This window comes from Streptococcus suis, assembly GCF_016743335.1.
GTDB lineage: Bacteria > Bacillota > Bacilli > Lactobacillales > Streptococcaceae > Streptococcus > Streptococcus suis_Y.
The window spans coordinates 1-18,687 of sequence record NZ_WCJE01000045.1; the positions used below are offsets into that span (position 1 = coordinate 1).

Here is an 18,687-nt window from a genome sequence, read left to right on the forward strand (position 1 = left end):
GAATTCCCCTCCTTTTTGGACATCTCTAAATGAAACCATTTAGATTAGTTTTCAAATTTCTTGTGGTTTTTGTCGTAAAAATCAATCAAACCCAAGGCAGTTGCAAATGAAATATTGTCAATCTTAGCGCGACCTTGTGCAAGAGCGATAACTGACATTTCACGAGCATTTGTTTCCTTACTGATACGGTAACCTGTGATTTTCTTTTCACGAACCCAGCCGACAACAGCGGCTACTTTTTCGTAACTTGTCATGAGAAACCCCTTTCCTTTTTATTCGTGCAATTAAGTATAATACAGTTAAACCTATTTTGTCAAGTAAATTGTTCGGTTTTTACCATCATTTTGCCCTAAGTGATGATAGTATTTGCGTCCTTATGTCTTCGACCCCCTCCGGATTCCCTGGAAGGAAGATAGTTTGATTACCTCCTTGTGCAAAATTATTGAGAGTATCCAAGTATTGGTTGGTCAGCAAGATAGACATAATCTGCTCTTCAGATAGGCTAACATTTGATTCTTTCAGTTCACGAATCGAATCTGCCAGTCCGTCTACGATCGCCTTACGTTGTTGTGCAATACCTACACCATGCAAGCGATCCTTTTCAGCTTCCGCCTCTGCTGCTGTGACAATTTTAATCTTGTCAGCTTCTGCCAATTCCTGGGCCGCAACCCGTTTCCGCTGAGCTGCGTTAATTTCATTCATAGATTGTTTAACCTCGGCGTCTGGCTCTACCTTGGTAATTAAGGTTTTGACAATAACATAACCATAGGTTGACATTTCTTCTGCTACTTGTTTTTGTACCTCAAGTGCAATCTCATCCTTTTTCTCGAAGAGCTCATCCAGGGTCAATTTAGGCACAGATGAACGCAGGGCATCTTCAATATAGGACTTAATCTGTGCTTCTGGGTGCATGAGTTTGTAATAGGCATCCGTCACATTATTTTCATTTACTCGATATTGAGTTGCCACATTCATTGTGACAAAAACGTTATCCTGCGTCTTGGTTTCTACCACAATTTCACTTTGCAACATCCGCAATTGAATGCGGGCTGCGATGACATCGACTCCAAATGGTATTTTAAAGTTTATACCTGAAGTAGATGTTTTTTGGTATTTCCCAAAGCGCTCAATAATAGCGACCGTCTGCTGCTTGACAACGTATAGCCCTGAAGCAATCAAAATCAAAGCAATCAGTACAAAAAACAAGAAACTACCAATAAAAACAATTGGACCAAGCACCATAATGACCTCCTAAACTAGCATTTTATAAAGCGAATCATTTTCATGAAGATTGATGTACTGGGGATCAAATTCTTCCAAGCGAGAAATAAACTGCGCATAATCTTTTTTATCTCCTAGGGCAATACCGATTAGAACCGGTCCTGTTCCCTTATTGGCACGTTTGATATATTCAAAACGAGTAATATCATCATTTGGCCCTAGAATTTCATTTACAAATTCACGAAGAGCCCCTGGACGTTGTGGAAAATTAACAACAAAGTAGTGTTTAATTCCCTCGTAGATAAGCGCACGTTCCTCCATTTCCGGCATCCTGTTGATGTCGTTATTACCACCAGAAATGATACAACAAATGGTTTGCCCCTTGATTTGGTCCTTGACTACCTCAAGAGCTGCAATCGTTGCTGCTCCTGCTGGCTCAGCAACAATACCCAGCTTAGAATAGAGGTCTAAAATAGTCCCGGAAATCCATCCTTCATCCACACCAATCAGGCGATCTACGTATTTCCGAGCCACTTCGTAGGTCGACTTACCGACTTTCTGTACCGCAATACCGTCAGCAAATTTATCAATTTGGTCTAATTTAACCGGACGACCTTTATCAAAAGCCGCTTTCATTGACCGTGCCCCACTTGCTTCAACACCAACAATCTTGATTTCAGGTGCATGTTCTTTCAGATAGGTCGAAACGCCTGCAACCAGACCACCTCCTCCTATGGGAACTAAAATTTGGTCAAAACTAATGGTTTGCTCTTCCGCTTCTTCCAAGATTTCATAGGCTACTGTTCCTTGACCAGCCTGCACATTTTCATCATCGAATGGGTCTATAAAGGTTTTCCCACTTTCCTGAGTATAATCTTGTGCTGCCTTGGCTGACTCATCGAAGGTATCACCTACGAGCCGAATCTCTACGTAGTCTCCCCCGAAAAATTTAACCTGCCCTATTTTTTGTTGCGGAGTTGTAATGGGCATAAAAATCGTAGCAGGAATTTGCATTTCCTGACAGGTGTAGGCCACACCTTGAGCATGGTTCCCAGCCGAAGCACAGACCACTCCGCGTGACTTCTCATCATCTGTCAATTGTGAAATAGCATAATAGGCTCCTCGAATTTTAAAAGAGCGAACACGCTGTTCATTTTCTCTTTTTAAATAAATAGTTGCACCATATTTTTCCGACAAGTATCGACTATAATCCAAGGGGGTACGTACTACCACGCGCTTAAGAACGGAGTATGCTTGTTCTACATTTTTTGCTGTAATCATAGTTCCATTAATTTCTTTCTATATTTATTGTATCATTATTCCCTAGAAAATCCTAGTATTTATACTTATATTCAAGCTACTAGCATGTTATTCAACAGAAAACGAATGTTTAATTTTGTAAAGATCTATTTATGAACAAAATGGGCAAAAGAGCTGGAAAAACCAGCTCTTTTATTCATTTTCGGAGATAAGGGAAAAAGGGAATGACATCCCCTCATCCGCCAACTCAAACCTTAAATGTATTGCCATCACTCAAAGTAAAGCTGACTATCCCCCTATCTACCATGTTAGTGTTTAATTATAGATTTTGAATGCGTCGTCATCATTGCGTCCGACAAATGGCATTGCTTTGCGGAGTTCTGCACCTACTTTTTCGATTTCAAGATTCTCTGCTTCTTTACGATAAGCTTCCATACGTGGACGACCTGCTTTATAGTCATTTACAAAGTCATTTGCAAATTTACCAGATTGAATATCTGCAAGGACTGCTTTCATGTTTTCTTTGACTTGGTCTGTAATCACGCGTGGACCTGATACATAGTCACCAAATTCAGCAGTGTTTGAGATAGATTGGCGCATTTTCTTAAAGCCACCTTCGTAGACAAGGTCAACGATGAGTTTCATCTCGTGGAGAACTTCGAAATAAGCCAATTCTGGTGCATAACCAGCTTCTGTCAAGACTTCAAAACCTGCCTGCATAAGGGCTGTCAAGCCACCGCAGAGAACAGCTTGCTCACCAAACAAATCTTCTTCTGTCTCTTCTTTGAAAGTTGTTTCCAAAAGACCAACACGGGCTGAACCAACACCTTTTGCCCAGTCCATCGCAATATGTTTTGCATTGCCAGTTGCATCTTGGTAAACAGCATAGAGGGCTGGTACTCCAAAACCTTCTTCAAAGGTACGGCGGACCAAGTGACCTGGACCTTTAGGTGCACACATGAAGACATCCACATCTGCTGGTACCTTGATAAATTCAAAGTGAACATTGAAACCATGGGCAAAACCAAGGGCATTGCCTGCTTCCAAGTTTGGAGCGATTTCCTCATTGTAAAGGTCTGCTTGGATTTCGTCTGGAGCCAAAATCATGATGACATCGGCTTGTTTTGCTGCTTCTGCTACTTCAAAAGTTTCAAAACCGTCTTCTTTTGCCTTGTCAAATGACTTACCTGCACGCACACCGATGATGACATCGTGCCCTGTATCACGCAAGTTTTGAGCATGGGCATGACCTTGTGAACCATAACCGATAACGGCGATACGTTTACCGTCAAGTGCTGCTACTGTTACATCTTTTTCATATTGCATTGTTACTGTCATAATTTTTTCTCTTTTCTATTTTTATTTGTAGTTTTGGATGTTCAAAGAAAATGAAGGCTAGACCAGGCGAAGATAGAACTAACGTTCATCAAGCCAAATCAACGCAGGATAGGTTTTATTATCGAAAAGGATTAGTCTCTACTAAAGCCAGTCGCACCCGTTCTTGCGATATTCTTAATGCCATAAGGCTGAATCACACGCAGGAGGGCGTCAATCTTATCTCCATCACCTGTCATTTGGATGGTAATGGAGTGCGGTGCCACATCGACAACATTTGCTCTAAAGGGTTGGATAATCGCTAAAATTTCTGCTCGTTTTGTTGGCGGAGCTGAAATTTTAACAAGAATCACCTCACGCTCTAAGTGGGGAATGTCCGTCAAATCACGGACACGGACCACATCAATCAAGCGGTTCAGCTGTTTGATGATTTGTTCGACCTCATCGTGACTGGTCACGTCTACAATCACCGTCACACGTGAGATGCCATCTACTTCTGTTGGGCCGACGGAGATGGACTCAATATTGATTTGGCGACGAGATAGGACACCTGTAAAACGATTCAGAACACCAGATGAATTTCGCAATTTAGCTGTTAACATTCTACGCATTGAACTTCACCCCCAACATTTCTGCATTGCTCTTACCTGCTGGCACCATCGGTTGAACATGTTCACGATTAGAAATATGAACCTCTATGAGCATTGGTTTATCTTCTAAGATAACTTTCATGTCTTCACTTAGAGTCGCTGGATTGTCAAAACTATAATGACTAATTCCGTAGGCCTCCGCCAACAATTGGAAATTTGGTTCATCGTCAAATACAGATTGGCTACGACGCTTTTCATAGAAGGATTCCTGCCATTGACGAACCATTCCAAGAGAGTGGTTATTGATCAATACAACCTTAATCGGTACACCATAGCCATTCAAAATAGCCAATTCTTGGTTGGTCATTTGGAAGCCACCATCACCGACAAAGATGATTACTTCTTTATCTGGATTGGCTAATTTGGCGCCGATAGCTGCAGGAATACCAAAGCCCATGGTCCCCATGCCACCAGATGTTACAAGTTGACGTGCATGTTTGTAGGGGTAGAATTGAGCGGCCCACATTTGATGCTGACCAACATCTGTCACGACAATGGCATCCCCTTGCGTCAACTGACCAATTAATTCAATTGCCGCCTGTGGCTTAATAACCTTTTCATCTTCATCATACCAAAATGGCGCCCGACGTTTGTTTTCCAATACTTGTGCCGTCCAATCAGCATAGCCTGTTTCGACTGTTTCTAAAGCAAGTAGAGCTTTCAAGGTTGCCTTAGCATCGCCTACTACCGGAATAGCCGTTTTGACAACTTTACCAATTTCTGCGGGATCAATATCAATATGTGCTACCGTCGCATTTGGCGCATAGGTTGTTGGATTTCCTGTTAGGCGGTCATCGAATCGCGCTCCAATATTGATAATGTAATCAGCCTGATCCATAGCCATATTGGCAGCGTATGAACCGTGCATCCCCCCCATAGCCAAGGATAATTCATGCTCAATGGGCATTGCACCTAATCCAAGGAGGGTTGAAACTACTGGAATACGGTAGCGCTCTGCAAAGGCAACTAATTCTTTATTGGCATCTGCATAATTGACACCACCACCAGCCAATATAACTGGTTTTTGAGCTTGGCTAAGCTGTTTCAAAATTTTCTTAACCTGCAAACCATTCGGTTCAACTGTCGGTTGATAACTTGGAAGTTGAACAGTTGGATCGTGATAAAAATCAACTACTCTCTCTTGAATATCTTTTGGAACGTCAATGACAACCGGACCTGGACGACCAGTTGTTGCAATATGAAGCGCCTCTGTAATCACACGAGGAATATCTGCCGTATCTCGAATCTGATAATTATATTTCGTAATGGGCATGGTCATGCCCAAAACATCGGCCTCTTGAAAGGCATCCTTACCGATCCCCCGTGTAGCTACTTGACCTGTAAAGACCAACAAAGGGACGCTATCTCCCATTGCATCCGCAATGCCTGTGATGGCATTTGTTGCTCCTGGACCAGAGGTTACAATGGCTACGCCCACCTTTCCTGATGATTTAGCGTATCCTTCGGCCTCGTGGACCGCTCCTTGTTCATGACGAGCCAAAATATGCTGGATTCCCTCATATTGATAAATAGCATCATATAGAGGCAAAACTGCCCCACCAGGATAACCAAAAACAAGGTCTACTCCTAGCTGATGCAGGGTGTCCAAAATGAGATAGGACCCCGAACGCGGTTGGTCTAGTTGAATTTCTTGCACGAATATTCCTCCTCTCTGCAAATGTGTTATCTACTATATTATCACAAGGAAGTAGAATGTCAAGAAATTTTCTGAAAATTCCTACATTTGTTCGTTTTCTTAACGATTTCCTAACATTTTCTTAAGTAAAACTTAAGCCAATCCCTTGACTGGCTTGGTTTCAGCTTGCTTTTAGAAAACTTCAGTATAGTAGTCCCAACAAGAAAAATAAATGAGGTTTAGGATATGTATTATGTAGCGATACCGGCTTACCAGCCAGATGAAAAATTAATCCAACTATTAGAAATAATGAAAAACAGGCTAAATTGTCAGGTCATCGTTGTAGATGACGGAAGTACAGGCGAATCCAAAAATATTCTTGAAATCGCCAAAACCTATGCCATTGTTCTACACCATGATGTCAACAAAGGAAAAGGCCAAGCCTTACGGACTGCCTTTAGTTTCATCCAAGATTTGAGAAAGCCTGGTGTCGTTGTTGCCGCTGATGCAGATGGTCAACACGCTGTGAATGATATAGACCGTGTCGCACGCGCTGCCATGAACCTACCCAGTCGCCTCATCCTTGGCGTCCGTCAATTTACTAAGGATATTCCCTTTCGGAGTCGTTTTGGTAACAAACTGACTAGAGTATTGTTTAGACTGCAGACTGGTGTCAATGTGTCCGATACCCAAACAGGCTTGCGTGGATTCCATACTGACTTAATTCCATTCATGTTAGATATTGAAGGCGACCGCTATGAGTACGAGATGAACATGTTAACTCAGGCAAGTCAACGCTATAAAATTACGGAAGTTCCAATCCAAACCATTTATATCGATGATAATGCCAGTTCGCATTTTCGTCCCATAAAAGATGGACTGCTCATTTACAAGAATCTCTTCAAATTTGCCCTGGCATCTTTTGGTGGATTTCTAGTTGACTACGGAGTGTATGCACTTGCCTTATTACTACTCACTAGCTTACCAACTGCTCTACGCTTATTGGTCGCAAACACGATTGCTCGCATTTGTAGCGCAACCTGTAATTTTGCACTTAATAAGAAATTAGTCTTTAACAATGAAGAGAGCATCGCACGAACAGGCGCCGGCTACTTTACACTAGCCCTTGTCCTCTTCCTTTGCGATACAGCCCTCCTCTATCTCTTCCACCAAATTCTAGGACTCAACCTCTACATTGTCAAACTTGCAGTTGGTATCTTCCTTTTCCTAACCTCTTGGTTTGTTCAAAAGAATATTATTTTCAAAGAAAGGAAATCATTTTCCCATGAAATTGCTTAAAAAACCCTTTGCCTACGCATCCATCTTCGGAATGCTTTTGACAGGAGGCTTTACTTACTCCATGTTAAAAACCTTCGTCATTTCTGAAGCGATAACAACCGTCTCAGCAAGCAATGCTACTTCTACGAGCGAGCAGAATACGACCACAGCTTCGTCTTCCACTACTACCACAACAGCAAACAATGTCTCTACAACGGATACTAGTTACTCTGATGATAATATTCAGATAAATTTAGAGACGATTACTACCAACAACACAACTATTTACGTCGCAGATATTCAGGTCAGCTCACCCGAGTATTTAAAAACAGCACTCGCACAAAACACTTACGGTACAAACGTAACAGCTAAAACTTCTGAAACTGCGGCAGCAAACAATGCTATCTTAGCGGTTAATGGTGACTACTACGGAGCCAACTCGACTGGTTATGTTATTAAGAATGGGGTTCTGTATCGAGACACTGTTCGGGACAATGCAGCTTATGGCGACTTGGCCATCTACGCAGACGGCTCATTTGAAGTCATCTATGAAAATGAAATCACTGCTCAAGAATTGATTGACAAGGGCGTTGTCAACCTCTTAGCATTCGGTCCATCATTGGTCGAAAACGGCGAAATTGTCGTCGATACTTCAACAGAAGTCGGACGTGCAATGTCATCCAACCCTCGTTCTGCTATCGGGATTATCGATGAAAATCATTATATCATCGTCGTAGCAGATGGACGTACGTCTGAAAGCCAAGGACTTTCTCTCTATCAAATGGCCGAGGTTATGAAGCAGTATGGTGCCCAAACAGCCTATAACCTTGACGGTGGTGGTTCGTCAACCCTCTACTTCAACGGCCAAGTCATCAACAATCCAACAACAAATGGAAATACTATCTCAGAAAGGGCGGTGAGTGACATTGTCTACATCGGTTACTAATTCAACTACAAGAGTTTCAAGAACGTTTATCTCCTACTTAGCAATAACAGCTTTCCTGTTTATTTTCAGTCGAATCTATGAAAGTCTCAGCTATGGCGAAGTTTCAATCTTCATGCATTATATGTTCTGTGTACCATTAATAGGCGGAGCTGTGCTACTCGGTCTGCTGCAACTTATACCTACCCTTTCACGTCCCTCTTATAATTTGTGGAATTCTGGCGTTGCAACTATTACAGCTGGTTGTCTTCTCCGAGGCATTATCAACCTATCTGGACGTTCAACTACCTTAGATCAACCTTATTGGTACATCGGCGCAGCCTTCCTAGTTCTATCGTTAGTCGGTCTTTTCATCAATCCATCCGCAAACAATTATCGAAAAACGACCACTTAATCTACAAATAAATTGTAAGGGCACTTAACATTCTTAGGTGCCTTTTACTGTAGAATGAATTATTGAAAAATTCGGAAATTTCCAATTAGTTATCAAATCTTTTATCGTTTCTTTCATATCTATGATATAATGGGTAAAATAAGATAGGGAGAAGAGTAATGACCGAAAAAGATACACTAAAAAACCTCCGTCATCGTAGTTCTGTCTATGATTCGATGGTCAAATCACCTAACCGTGCTATGTTAAGAGCAACAGGAATGACCGACGATAGTTTTGAAAAACCGATTGTTGGGGTTATTTCGACATGGGCTGAAAATACACCTTGTAACATTCACCTTCATGACTTTGGAAAATTAGCCAAAGAAGGTGTTAAGGATGCAGGTGCCTGGCCTGTACAGTATGGAACCATTACGGTAGCAGATGGAATTGCCATGGGAACTCCTGGCATGCGTTTCTCCTTGACTTCACGTGATATTATCGCTGACTCTATTGAAGCGGCCATGGGCGGTCACAACGTCGATGCCTTTGTCGCAATCGGTGGCTGTGACAAAAACATGCCTGGTTCTATGATTGCTATCGCCAATATGGATATTCCTGCTATCTTTGCCTACGGTGGAACCATCGCACCAGGTAACCTCAATGGTAAAGATATTGACTTGGTTTCTGTCTTTGAAGGAATCGGAAAATGGAACAACGGCGACTTAACTGCTGAAGAAGTTCGTCAAATCGAATGCAATGCCTGCCCTGGACCTGGTGGTTGTGGTGGTATGTACACGGCCAATACCATGGCTACTGCCATTGAGGTAATGGGGATGTCCATCCCTGGCTCTTCTTCTCACCCTGCTGAATCTCCTGAGAAAAAAGCGGATATTGAAGAAGCTGGTCGTGCTGTTGTACGCATGCTAGAACTTGGCATCAAACCATCTGACATTATGACTCGTGAAGCCTTTGAAGATGCTATCACTGTTACCATGGCACTCGGTGGTTCAACCAACGCTACCCTTCACCTTCTAGCCATCGCTCATGCTGCCAATGTCGACCTCACACTTGAAGACTTCAATGATTTCCAAGAACGCGTACCTCACTTAGCAGACCTAAAACCATCAGGAAAATATGTTTTCCAAGACCTCTATAATGTCGGTGGTGTCCCTGCTGTCATGAAGTACTTGCTCAAAAACGGCTTCCTTCATGGTGACCGCATCACATGTACGGGGAAAACCGTTGCTGAAAACCTTGAAGCTTTTGCAGACTTGACACCAGGACAAGATGTCATCATGCCACTTGAAAATCCAAAACGTGCAGATGGCCCACTCATCATCCTCAAGGGTAATCTGGCTCCTGAAGGTGCGGTTGCAAAAGTTTCTGGCGTGAAAGTCCGCAACCATACAGGTCCAGCCAAGGTCTTTGACTCAGAAGAAGAGGCGATTGAAGCAGTCTTGACTGACGAAATCGTCGATGGCGATGTAGTCGTTGTCCGCTATGTTGGACCAAAAGGCGGTCCTGGTATGCCTGAAATGTTGTCACTTTCTTCTATGATTGTCGGAAAAGGCCAAGGTGACAAGGTAGCCCTTCTAACAGATGGTCGTTTCTCTGGCGGAACTTATGGACTGGTTGTTGGCCACATCGCTCCTGAAGCTCAGGATGGTGGTCCAATTGCCTACCTCCGTACAGGTGATTTGGTGACGGTTGATCAAGATACAAAAGAAATCACCATGCACGTTTCTGACCAAGAAATCGAAGAACGCAAGAAAACAACTGTTATTCCACCACTCTACTCTCGTGGTGTTCTCGGAAAATACGCTCACACTGTATCCTCTGCCTCTAAAGGAGCCGTTACCGACTTCTGGAGACCAGAACAAACTGGGAAAAAATAAAAGAACTCGTAAATCCACAGGGAGGAAACTGTATGGTCAAACTACAAGATTCGACCTCTCCTCTGACTTCCAATAAGCAACCGCATAAGGAAGAGAAGAGAAGAGAAGAGAAGAGAAGAGAAGAGAAGAGGGCTGTAGTTCTAGCGGGTGACTATGGTTATATCCGTCAAATTGAAACAACATTGAAATCCTTGATTTTTCATAATAGTCATCTTAAAATTTATATTTTTAATCAGGATATCCCTAAAGAATGGTTTATTCATTATAAATCGTTACTAAATCAAATTGGTAGCGATTTAATCGATATAAAATTATTAGACGTCCCTCTAAATAGAGACTGGTATGCTGGTTTTTCACATATTACATACATGGCATTTGCCCGCTACTTTATTCCTCAGTTTGTCTCCGAGGACAAAGTATTGTATCTAGATAGCGACATCATCATTACTGATTCCCTAGACAACTTATTCACTATTGACATTAGCCAACACTATCTAGCTGTCGTTCGAGCAACATTTGGCTACGGACTAGGTTTTAATTCCGGTATGATGCTCATTAACAACAAACGTTGGAAAGCCGAAAATATTACTACTAAATTAGTCGAAAAAACAGAACAGGAAAAGGATTCCATTCAAGAAGGTGACCAAACTATTTTAAACTTGGTTTTAGGTCACGAAGCAATTTGGTTAGATGATACCTATAATTTTCAAATCGGATTTGATCAAGGAGCCTTTTCTTATCGCCATCAGCATCTATTTGAACTCAGCTTAGACCCCTTGCCTAAAATTCTGCACTATATCTCCGGAGATAAACCTTGGAATACTTATTCTTCTGGACGTCTTCGTGATGTATGGTGGCACTATCACTTCCTAGCTTGGACAGACATCCTGAAAAAATGGGAAAATATTCAAACAATGATTCCTAAAAAACACTGCAAGGGAAAATTACTCATAATCACCAATACTCATTGGTTGCAAAATATTGAATACCTTGTTAAACAGCTTCCTGATTATGAGTTCCATATCACAGCTTTTACAGATGTCGCGAATAATTTAAAACAACTAAGTAGCCAAGAAAATGTCTTCATCTATCCACATATCATCGCTTATGTCTTAGTAGATATGATAAAAAATTGCGATATCTATCTTGATATTAACCATGGGAGTAAATTAGATGAATTGCTAGAGCATGTCATTGTAAATCAAAAGCCCGTTCTCTCTTTTGACAATATCGCAGCACCAATTTTTGAGAATTATTCACACAGACAAGTCTTCTCCTACACCTTCCCGAAAACTTTGTTACTGCAGTGCGATTACTTAGCGAGTAAAAAAGGAGAAAAAATGAAACTAAACGTCGAACTCTCCCGCTTTCGTGTTAAAGAAGGCAAAACCGTTCAAGTAGATGAATGGATGGCCTTTCTCAACGAGCACATGGAAGACACCCTTCTCACTCTTGAAGGAGAGAAAATGTATGTCGAAACCATCTTCCGTGAGGTATTGGACGGACGCGAATACCTTTACTGGTATTCTATTCAAGCCGAAGGAGGGAATGAAGTCGAAGATTCAGAATCCTATATCGACAAAAAACATTTGGAATATTGGGAAGAGTGCATCGACCCGAGCTATGGTATGGTTGACCTCGAACCCCAGGTTATTATGATTCCAAAACCGATTTATGAAACCATGGAAGAATTAGACAGACAATACGATGAGACATTTAAAAAATGAGCTGCTCCACGCAACTCATTTTCTTTTCGGACTAATACCCAATGTAATCCGTCCTAGACGGCTGATGCGTGTCATTTTCCAAGCAGGAGACCAGACAATCTCTACCTGTGCATCGTTTATACCATCAATCATTTTCAAGGCCGCAACCAATTCACCAGGCATAGTATCCGCACAAGAACAACCTGAATCTGTAAAGGTCATAACAACCTTACAAAAACCAGCTTCATCAATATTTATCTCGTAGACCAAACCTAAATTATAAATATCCAATTCAATTTCCGGATCATAAATAGATTCCAAAACCTCTACCAACTGTTCTGACAAAACAAGGGCTCGCTCATTGATCTGAATATCTTCTCTCATTTATCCAAACACTCCTAAAACATTTATAAAAAGTATTGTATCATAATTATTTGAAATATACTTGTCTTATCAGATGTTTTCATCTAGTTTTCAAAGTGTACGAACCTCTGAATTCTCACCTTGACCAATAGAAAAGATATACTTATGACCTTGAGTCAAGCTATGATAGAAGCCATGACCAGCATAAATCTGAAATACTTGCATTGTATCACTAGACTCATCTTTATAGATATGTTGATAATAAGGATTATCCGCAAAAACTGTCTTTAGATAGTCGTTCTCCACAGGTCTGGCAGTCCCTTCTACACGCACTACCTGGATAAGGTACCCTTCCTCAGAAATAGCCGTCATCGCAACTCTTTGATCCCCCATCAATTGATCATAGAAATGCGTTTCTGGGCTTGTCATAAAGAAAATCCCTTCTTCGTTTGCTGCAGTGATATGAGCATGACGAGCATGTGGATTTCCATACTCATCCAGAGTTGCAAAAACTCCAACCTTCATATCTTCCAAAATATGCATAATATCTTTTAGTTCCATGGTATCACCCCTTGAAAACACCTATTTTCTAAAGTATATCAAAAACAAGCGAAAATGTTAAGTGGGATATTGATAGAAATGGTGAAAGTGTTTCATGAACAACTCCCTACTGACAGAACCATTAAAGAAGGTAGCTATGTTTGCCTCATTTTCAACCTTCAAAGGTTCCTCAACCCTTTTGATTTCCAATTGGTATGGATTTGACTCTGAACCGATTATGACATCAATCAAAATCCGTTGTAACTATAAAAACTACCTAATTATAAAAAAGCGACTCTTGAGTGCTTTGAACCGTTGATATATCGCTGATAATTAACGTTTTGAGAATTTCGCTATTGAAAATGAAGAATTCTCAACCCTTATAAATCCCGTTATATCAACATTTACGCAAATGAAACTTCCATGAAAATGGACTAAAATCCTCTGATTTGGATAAAATTGACACCAATTAACACCATAAAATAGACTAGTCGGCCATCTCATATATGAGGTGGTTTTATTTAGGTTTTATTTGAGAAAATGCTCTCCGTAGTTCATGAATATTGCCAAATCTCTTACTAAAATCTGGATTTATGCCTTGATTAATAAATTTCTCTAAATTACTATATTCAAATTTAGTAAAATCTTTATACCTACCTGTCAAAACAAAATACAGTAACTTAGACAAAGCAAAACCTTCAAAATAAAAATTATAATTACTATATCCTACTCGTTGAAGTCCCGAATAATCATTAAATGCTCCTCGTATTTCTGTATCAAGAGATGTTAATATGCTTTCGCTTAGCTTTACATTACCCAAATCGGCAATCTTAATAATTTTAGCATCCTCATATTGTTTTATTAAAATATTATTCGGAGAAATATCTCTATGTAATATATCTTTTTCAGCTAAGTACTCAAACCCTTTAATAATTTGATTACACAATGACTTTCTGTCCTCAAAAGTCAGTTTTTGATTGTGAGTGGTAATGTATTTTAAAAGAGTAGTATCGGCATATTCCATAATATATTCATTTTTCTTTTTATCAATAGAATAGACTTCCAATATATATGGCGAATTTAATCTTTTCATCGTGTCAAATTCCAAATAGAATCTTTCTAAGTCTTTAGGTCCAATAGTTCTACTAGCACGTTTTAATGCAAAAAGTTTATTATAGTTTTCATCAAAATAACTAAAAACAGATGCATATGAACCATTACCAACTGGTTTTAATTGAAACTTTTGTAAAAAATTATTAGGTAATTGAACCACAGCAGAAGTTTCAAAGATAGGGAGCTCATAATATATTTCAACTTCCATCATATCGTTCGGCACTGAACTTCCACCAGATGATGATAGAAAGTCACTGCATTTTTTCAATATTTTATCGTAGTATTCAACAATAACAACATTCTCCCCAGAATTCTTAAGGTTATTAACAAATCTGTTGGACAGTGAAATGGCTTTTATCAAATCTCTACTTGGGATAGCCCAAAAATGTCTCCCTCCGTTTATACTATCATTTAATATTCTTAATGCCTCCACTAACTGATGGTGTAAACTAGAACATAGCTGACTCAGCCTTTCATCAAACCCCTCTTTGTAAAGATGTTCATAATCAATAGCGAACTCTTTGCCAAAGTAACTAATATAATCTCTTTCAATACTCACTATGCCATTCAATAATTTTGCATTGTTATTTACAGAAATCAATTGAACCTACCTCACAAATCTATTAATCTCCAAGTTCAGGTTGTAGCTTTTTCATACATCCTATCTTCAAAAATACATCTTTTTCAGCTGTTAATTCCAATTACTGAGGCAAGCAATTCAATTCCTTCTGTTAAATCGGGTGTTAAGGCAACCGCCGTAGCGATAAATTTTATTGTATTAAAAGCTGAAGTTAAGATTGATTGCTTTGGTTGTGGTTCTTGAATCTCATTTTTAATGATCTCCAAGTTCTGCTTGAGTACTGATTTAGATTCAGTATTTTCTAGTTTTTCAATAGCATCTTCAACATTCTCTATAGCTTTCGTGAATGCTTCAGCATTGATAATATTTGCTTGTTCAGCATTAACCGTACTACCGTGTTCAGCAATGTTTACCTGTACTCCTGAACTATTAATCGTTATATTATATGAACTATCATTATCAAATCCCATATCTGTCGCAATATCCTTAATATACTCCTCAATTTCTATAACAAATGGATAAATCAACCTATCACCAAATGCTTTTGCCATATCTTGATATTTTTTACTATGTGCATAGTACCGTCCAAAATCAGTTGTAGACAACTTTTTAAGGGCAATATAGTCAAAAGCTCTATATAAAAGATAAGTTCTTCTACGGCTATCAGCCCCCAGTTCTAAAGCTTTACTTCCATATGAGGAAGCAATTTTATCGAGTTCTGATTCTAACCCCTCTATATCATAAGCTAAGCTCTCAACATAATCAAATATCAAAGATGTCCCCTTAACATAATCTATAAATTCTATTAATGCATCTGTCTGTTCTCCGAAATAAGCATTCATCACATTTGAAGCCAATTTTCTAAATCTTCTGCTAATTTTTCTAAGTTCTTTTTTATTAATCTCCATCTACTAACTCCCCACAAAACGGACAATAACCGCCTTCGAATTTTGTTGTAGTTCGTAATTTTACTACTTTATCACAACACAAGTATTTTTTCTCTTCGAAGTCTCCAACCTTTCTTCCAATTGGCATTTCTGATTCCCTAGCTATCTTTTTACTTCCTTTAAATTGTATATTTTTATTGTTTCTAAATGTTCTCTCCATATCCTTCGAAAAATCATCTAATAAATCAGCAACATAGTTTTGAATTATATTTTCTGCCAAATCATTTACATCATCATCTAAATAATTATCACTCTTGAGACCACACTTAGGGCACCAAACAACTATCAAGCTATCATCATTTACATCTTGGACTTGAATCATAAATTTTTCACTACAAATTGGACATTTTAAAACAATAAATCCATCATTATCACTAGGAATAGGTATTTCAAAAATTTTATCACTTGACATTGTAATCCTCTCTGTAACTTTTCCAATTTATCTATCTTTAAATAAATAAAACCCCTTTGTAATACTATAAAAGATAACTAACAAACAAAGAATAATAAGGCTAGGTTGCCAAAAACCTACTATATCTACTGCACTTTGTCCAAAAAGTTGACCGATAAAGTATACTAAAATTAAAATAATGGCATTGAAAACGACAGAGACTAATAAGATTAACACGGAATGTATTATTGCTTCTGCAACACGTATTTTAAAAAGTTGTAATCTTGACACACCCAGTGTTTGTAACTGTCTAATGTCTTCACTATCTTTGTTGGAAGATAAAATAGTGAGAGAAATTGAATTAGTAATAATCAGAATTATAGGAGCAGACAGATAAGCAATGAAGGAGGCCCTTGCTTCGTGAATACTGTTTGCTGTATTCATGAAAGCATACATATTCAGGGTGTAAAGGATAAACCCAGAGATGAGCGTTATCCCCATAGCCACTGAAGTCTGTAGACTTTTTAAATAGCTAGGATTGTATAACAGATTCCAAAAACCTGTATTGATGACATAATGTTCAGTCGGGAATATCTTCATCAATAATTTTATTAACCCAATCTGTACTGATGGCGATAAGGATTGAATAATAAAGATGTGAATAATTAATAAAAATAAAATGATACTAGACTGTGTGGCCATCACTTCTCTATTTTGGATAAAACCTGCTGAAACAATAGAGCCTACGCACAATAACCATAGGAGCAAGCGGATAGATATATTAACAAACCTGGCTACCTTAATTTTTCTTGTTCTATAATTTTGTTTTGAAATAGATTCTTTTTTCAGTATTCGAATAGAGTAAAAATAAGCCCCTAATCCAACAATCGTTGGCACTATAAAAATGCTCAATAAAACAGTTGGAATATTGGCAATAATAATCAAATCAGGTAGCTCATCCCTTCCTAATAACTGTTGTAAAAATTTGTAGTAGCTATCTGTCGTAGCGAATGAAAGTATTGTTCCAATAATACTAACAATCAGAGCCATTAAATAAAACTGACCAGCGATAAGTATAGATAATTGAGATTTACTTGCCCCTAAAATCGTCCATAATTGATAATCCTTTTTAAAGATATCTATTAGCAGTCTTATACTATTTGAAATAAGGAAAAATAGAGTCGTCCCTCCAAAGATAATGGGCATCTGAAATAGTTGAGAAGCGTTTATATTGGCGGTTTTTAATGCACTAGCAATACCAAATAAGGAGGTGCCAACAATCAGGCTAGAGACAAATAAGAGTGGTATTGTGCCTAACCATTGCCTTTTGGTGTATTGAAATTGGTAAATGATTAATTTTAGCATAAACAATTCTCCTCAAATCAATCTTTACTGGTTTCAAGTGCTTGGTAGAGCTCAGTTGCGGATGGTTTCATCAATTGTTGAGAAATCTTTCCATCTTTTAAAATGAGTGCTCTGTCAGTTTTTGAAGCCAACTCAATATCGTGAGTAACCATAAACACACATTTTCCCTGACTGGCTAACTGACGAAGGAAATCAAAAATAAGTTTCCTTGAGACACTATCCAAGGCTCCTGTTGGCTCATCAGCAAAAATAATCTTGCTATCTGCTAATATGGCACGAGAAATAGCCACTTTTTGCTGTTCTCCACCTGATAAGGTAGACACTAATGACGAGAGGTCTGCTTTAAAATTTAGACCATCCAACAATGCTTTGACGTGATGGCTATCAACAGTCTTTCCTGAAAGTCTCAAAGGCAATGTAACATTTTCTAGTACAGGTAACGCAGGAACCAAATTATAGTTTTGAAAAATAATGGCAATATCTTGACGTCTAAATTTAGCAAGTTTTCCATCTTTTAGCTTATATGGATTCACACCATTGATAACAACTTCGCCACTTGTTGGTTCAGATAAACTGGATAAGCAATTTAGCAAGGTTGATTTCCCAGACCCACTGACACCAAGGATCGAGACAAACTCCCCAAAGTTTACAGATAAAGAAACATCTTTCAAAATAGAAACAGTCTTGTCTGGTCCTAACAAAAATTCTTTTGAAAGGTTTGTGACTTTAACAGCGACATGATTATCCATCATTACTCCTCCTGATTTTAGCGTTATCTTTGATTCTATTATACAACTATTTTGTGAATTAAGGAGCTATTAGCTGGTATTTGTCTCGATAAAGAGCACTTTATTCATGAGTACCTTCTTGTTTGCAATTAGCAAACATTCGCCCGTTATTCGGGCGACAGTCGAAGACGACACCTCGAACTTGTCAGCCGAGAAGTTGACATATTATCGAGAGGGGAGACGGAGACCTGGGGAGAAAAAATGGACAGCTTGGCTGATCTTGTTTCGTGGGGAGCCCAGTCGTCCAGAATGGACGAAGGTCGAGGAGGAATTGAAGCGTGGAGCTTCATTGACGGGCTGACT

At 39.2% G+C, this 18,687-nt stretch carries 19 protein-coding genes; 6 read left to right on the forward strand and 13 right to left on the reverse strand.

The window, feature by feature from the left end:
* Positions 1 to 44 precede the first annotated feature (44 nt).
* The 6 genes from F9856_RS10335 to F9856_RS10360 form a co-directional block, all read right to left on the reverse strand.
* The gene (locus F9856_RS10335; RefSeq protein WP_009910800.1) at positions 45 to 254 is read right to left on the reverse strand and encodes a hypothetical protein; all 210 of its coding nucleotides are present in this window, start codon (positions 252 to 254) and stop codon (positions 45 to 47) included.
* 85 nt (positions 255 to 339) lie between these two features.
* Entirely contained in the window at positions 340 to 1,242 is a 903-nt protein-coding gene (locus F9856_RS10340; RefSeq protein WP_002942264.1) for an SPFH domain-containing protein, read from the reverse strand.
* Positions 1,243 to 1,251: 9 nt separating this feature from the next.
* On the reverse strand, positions 1,252 to 2,502 hold the full coding sequence (ilvA, locus tag F9856_RS10345; RefSeq protein ID WP_024376590.1) for a threonine ammonia-lyase IlvA: 1,251 nt from the start codon (positions 2,500 to 2,502) through the stop codon (positions 1,252 to 1,254).
* A 294-nt stretch (positions 2,503 to 2,796) separates the two neighbouring features.
* Positions 2,797 to 3,819, reverse strand: coding sequence for a ketol-acid reductoisomerase (gene ilvC, locus F9856_RS10350; RefSeq protein ID WP_009910803.1), 1,023 nt, complete (start codon positions 3,817 to 3,819; stop codon positions 2,797 to 2,799).
* Positions 3,820 to 3,950: 131 nt separating this feature from the next.
* Positions 3,951 to 4,427, reverse strand: a complete 477-nt coding sequence (gene ilvN, locus F9856_RS10355) for an acetolactate synthase small subunit (RefSeq protein WP_024418507.1) — start codon at positions 4,425 to 4,427, stop codon at positions 3,951 to 3,953.
* Positions 4,420 to 6,123, reverse strand: a complete 1,704-nt coding sequence (locus tag F9856_RS10360) for an acetolactate synthase large subunit (RefSeq protein ID WP_002942251.1) — start codon at positions 6,121 to 6,123, stop codon at positions 4,420 to 4,422. Before F9856_RS10360 ends, ilvN begins: the two co-directional genes overlap by 8 nt.
* Before the next feature lie 225 nt (positions 6,124 to 6,348).
* Here F9856_RS10360 and F9856_RS10365 point away from each other — a divergent pair, with 225 nt between their 5' ends.
* From F9856_RS10365 to F9856_RS10385, 5 genes are all read left to right on the forward strand, one after another.
* Positions 6,349 to 7,401 (forward strand): bifunctional glycosyltransferase family 2/GtrA family protein, encoded by a 1,053-nt coding sequence (locus F9856_RS10365; protein WP_202106545.1) that lies wholly within the window; start codon positions 6,349 to 6,351, stop codon positions 7,399 to 7,401.
* Positions 7,388 to 8,326: a phosphodiester glycosidase family protein gene (locus F9856_RS10370; protein ID WP_202106546.1), complete on the forward strand. Its 939-nt coding sequence runs from the start codon at positions 7,388 to 7,390 to the stop codon at positions 8,324 to 8,326. Before F9856_RS10365 ends, F9856_RS10370 begins: the two co-directional genes overlap by 14 nt.
* Positions 8,301 to 8,717 (forward strand): hypothetical protein, encoded by a 417-nt coding sequence (locus F9856_RS10375; RefSeq protein WP_172048082.1) that lies wholly within the window; start codon positions 8,301 to 8,303, stop codon positions 8,715 to 8,717. The genes F9856_RS10370 and F9856_RS10375 overlap by 26 nt, the downstream gene beginning before the upstream one ends.
* A gap of 158 nt (positions 8,718 to 8,875) precedes the next feature.
* Positions 8,876 to 10,591, forward strand: coding sequence for a dihydroxy-acid dehydratase (gene ilvD, locus F9856_RS10380; RefSeq protein WP_044674041.1), 1,716 nt, complete (start codon positions 8,876 to 8,878; stop codon positions 10,589 to 10,591).
* A 32-nt stretch (positions 10,592 to 10,623) separates the two neighbouring features.
* Complete coding sequence (locus F9856_RS10385) at positions 10,624 to 12,318, forward strand: DUF6176 family protein (RefSeq protein ID WP_202106547.1); 1,695 nt, start codon at positions 10,624 to 10,626, stop codon at positions 12,316 to 12,318.
* 15 nt (positions 12,319 to 12,333) lie between these two features.
* Here F9856_RS10385 and F9856_RS10390 read toward each other — a convergent pair whose 3' ends face one another.
* From F9856_RS10390 to F9856_RS10420, 7 genes are all read right to left on the reverse strand, one after another.
* Positions 12,334 to 12,681 (reverse strand): metal-sulfur cluster assembly factor, encoded by a 348-nt coding sequence (locus tag F9856_RS10390; protein WP_029943129.1) that lies wholly within the window; start codon positions 12,679 to 12,681, stop codon positions 12,334 to 12,336.
* A 90-nt stretch (positions 12,682 to 12,771) separates the two neighbouring features.
* Positions 12,772 to 13,221, reverse strand: a complete 450-nt coding sequence (locus F9856_RS10395; protein WP_002942240.1) for a pyridoxamine 5'-phosphate oxidase family protein — start codon at positions 13,219 to 13,221, stop codon at positions 12,772 to 12,774.
* Positions 13,222 to 13,717: 496 nt separating this feature from the next.
* Positions 13,718 to 14,914, reverse strand: coding sequence for a protein kinase family protein (locus tag F9856_RS10400; protein ID WP_202106548.1), 1,197 nt, complete (start codon positions 14,912 to 14,914; stop codon positions 13,718 to 13,720).
* Between the two features lie 83 nt (positions 14,915 to 14,997).
* Entirely contained in the window at positions 14,998 to 15,801 is an 804-nt protein-coding gene (locus F9856_RS10405) for a conjugal transfer protein (protein WP_202106549.1), read from the reverse strand.
* The gene (locus F9856_RS10410) at positions 15,791 to 16,252 is read right to left on the reverse strand and encodes a TFIIB-type zinc ribbon-containing protein (RefSeq protein ID WP_202106550.1); all 462 of its coding nucleotides are present in this window, start codon (positions 16,250 to 16,252) and stop codon (positions 15,791 to 15,793) included. Before F9856_RS10410 ends, F9856_RS10405 begins: the two co-directional genes overlap by 11 nt.
* Positions 16,253 to 16,279: 27 nt before the next feature.
* On the reverse strand, positions 16,280 to 17,596 hold the full coding sequence (locus tag F9856_RS10415; RefSeq protein WP_202106551.1) for a beta-carotene 15,15'-monooxygenase: 1,317 nt from the start codon (positions 17,594 to 17,596) through the stop codon (positions 16,280 to 16,282).
* Positions 17,597 to 17,613: 17 nt separating this feature from the next.
* Positions 17,614 to 18,345, reverse strand: a complete 732-nt coding sequence (locus F9856_RS10420) for an ABC transporter ATP-binding protein (RefSeq protein WP_202106552.1) — start codon at positions 18,343 to 18,345, stop codon at positions 17,614 to 17,616.
* A gap of 106 nt (positions 18,346 to 18,451) precedes the next feature.
* Between F9856_RS10420 and F9856_RS10425 the strand changes: the two genes are divergently transcribed.
* Entirely contained in the window at positions 18,452 to 18,685 is a 234-nt protein-coding gene (locus F9856_RS10425; RefSeq protein ID WP_202106553.1) for a hypothetical protein, read from the forward strand.
* Positions 18,686 to 18,687: the final 2 nt, after the last annotated feature.

Coding starts and splice junctions, on each gene's coding strand:
- F9856_RS10385 (WP_202106547.1), top strand. CDS start 10,624: ATGGTCAAACTACAAGATTCGACCTCTCCTCTGACTTCCAATAAGCAA.
- ilvD (WP_044674041.1), top strand. CDS start 8,876: ATGACCGAAAAAGATACACTAAAAAACCTCCGTCATCGTAGTTCTGTC.
- ilvC (WP_009910803.1), bottom strand. CDS start 3,819: ATGACAGTAACAATGCAATATGAAAAAGATGTAACAGTAGCAGCACTT.
- ilvN (WP_024418507.1), bottom strand. CDS start 4,427: ATGCGTAGAATGTTAACAGCTAAATTGCGAAATTCATCTGGTGTTCTG.
- ilvA (WP_024376590.1), bottom strand. CDS start 2,502: ATGATTACAGCAAAAAATGTAGAACAAGCATACTCCGTTCTTAAGCGC.
- F9856_RS10395 (WP_002942240.1), bottom strand. CDS start 13,221: ATGGAACTAAAAGATATTATGCATATTTTGGAAGATATGAAGGTTGGA.
- F9856_RS10415 (WP_202106551.1), bottom strand. CDS start 17,596: ATGCTAAAATTAATCATTTACCAATTTCAATACACCAAAAGGCAATGG.
- F9856_RS10365 (WP_202106545.1), top strand. CDS start 6,349: ATGTATTATGTAGCGATACCGGCTTACCAGCCAGATGAAAAATTAATC.
- F9856_RS10425 (WP_202106553.1), top strand. CDS start 18,452: ATGAGTACCTTCTTGTTTGCAATTAGCAAACATTCGCCCGTTATTCGG.
- F9856_RS10420 (WP_202106552.1), bottom strand. CDS start 18,345: ATGGATAATCATGTCGCTGTTAAAGTCACAAACCTTTCAAAAGAATTT.
- F9856_RS10390 (WP_029943129.1), bottom strand. CDS start 12,681: ATGAGAGAAGATATTCAGATCAATGAGCGAGCCCTTGTTTTGTCAGAA.
- F9856_RS10405 (WP_202106549.1), bottom strand. CDS start 15,801: ATGGAGATTAATAAAAAAGAACTTAGAAAAATTAGCAGAAGATTTAGA.
- F9856_RS10370 (WP_202106546.1), top strand. CDS start 7,388: ATGAAATTGCTTAAAAAACCCTTTGCCTACGCATCCATCTTCGGAATG.
- F9856_RS10410 (WP_202106550.1), bottom strand. CDS start 16,252: ATGTCAAGTGATAAAATTTTTGAAATACCTATTCCTAGTGATAATGAT.
- F9856_RS10335 (WP_009910800.1), bottom strand. CDS start 254: ATGACAAGTTACGAAAAAGTAGCCGCTGTTGTCGGCTGGGTTCGTGAA.
- F9856_RS10340 (WP_002942264.1), bottom strand. CDS start 1,242: ATGGTGCTTGGTCCAATTGTTTTTATTGGTAGTTTCTTGTTTTTTGTA.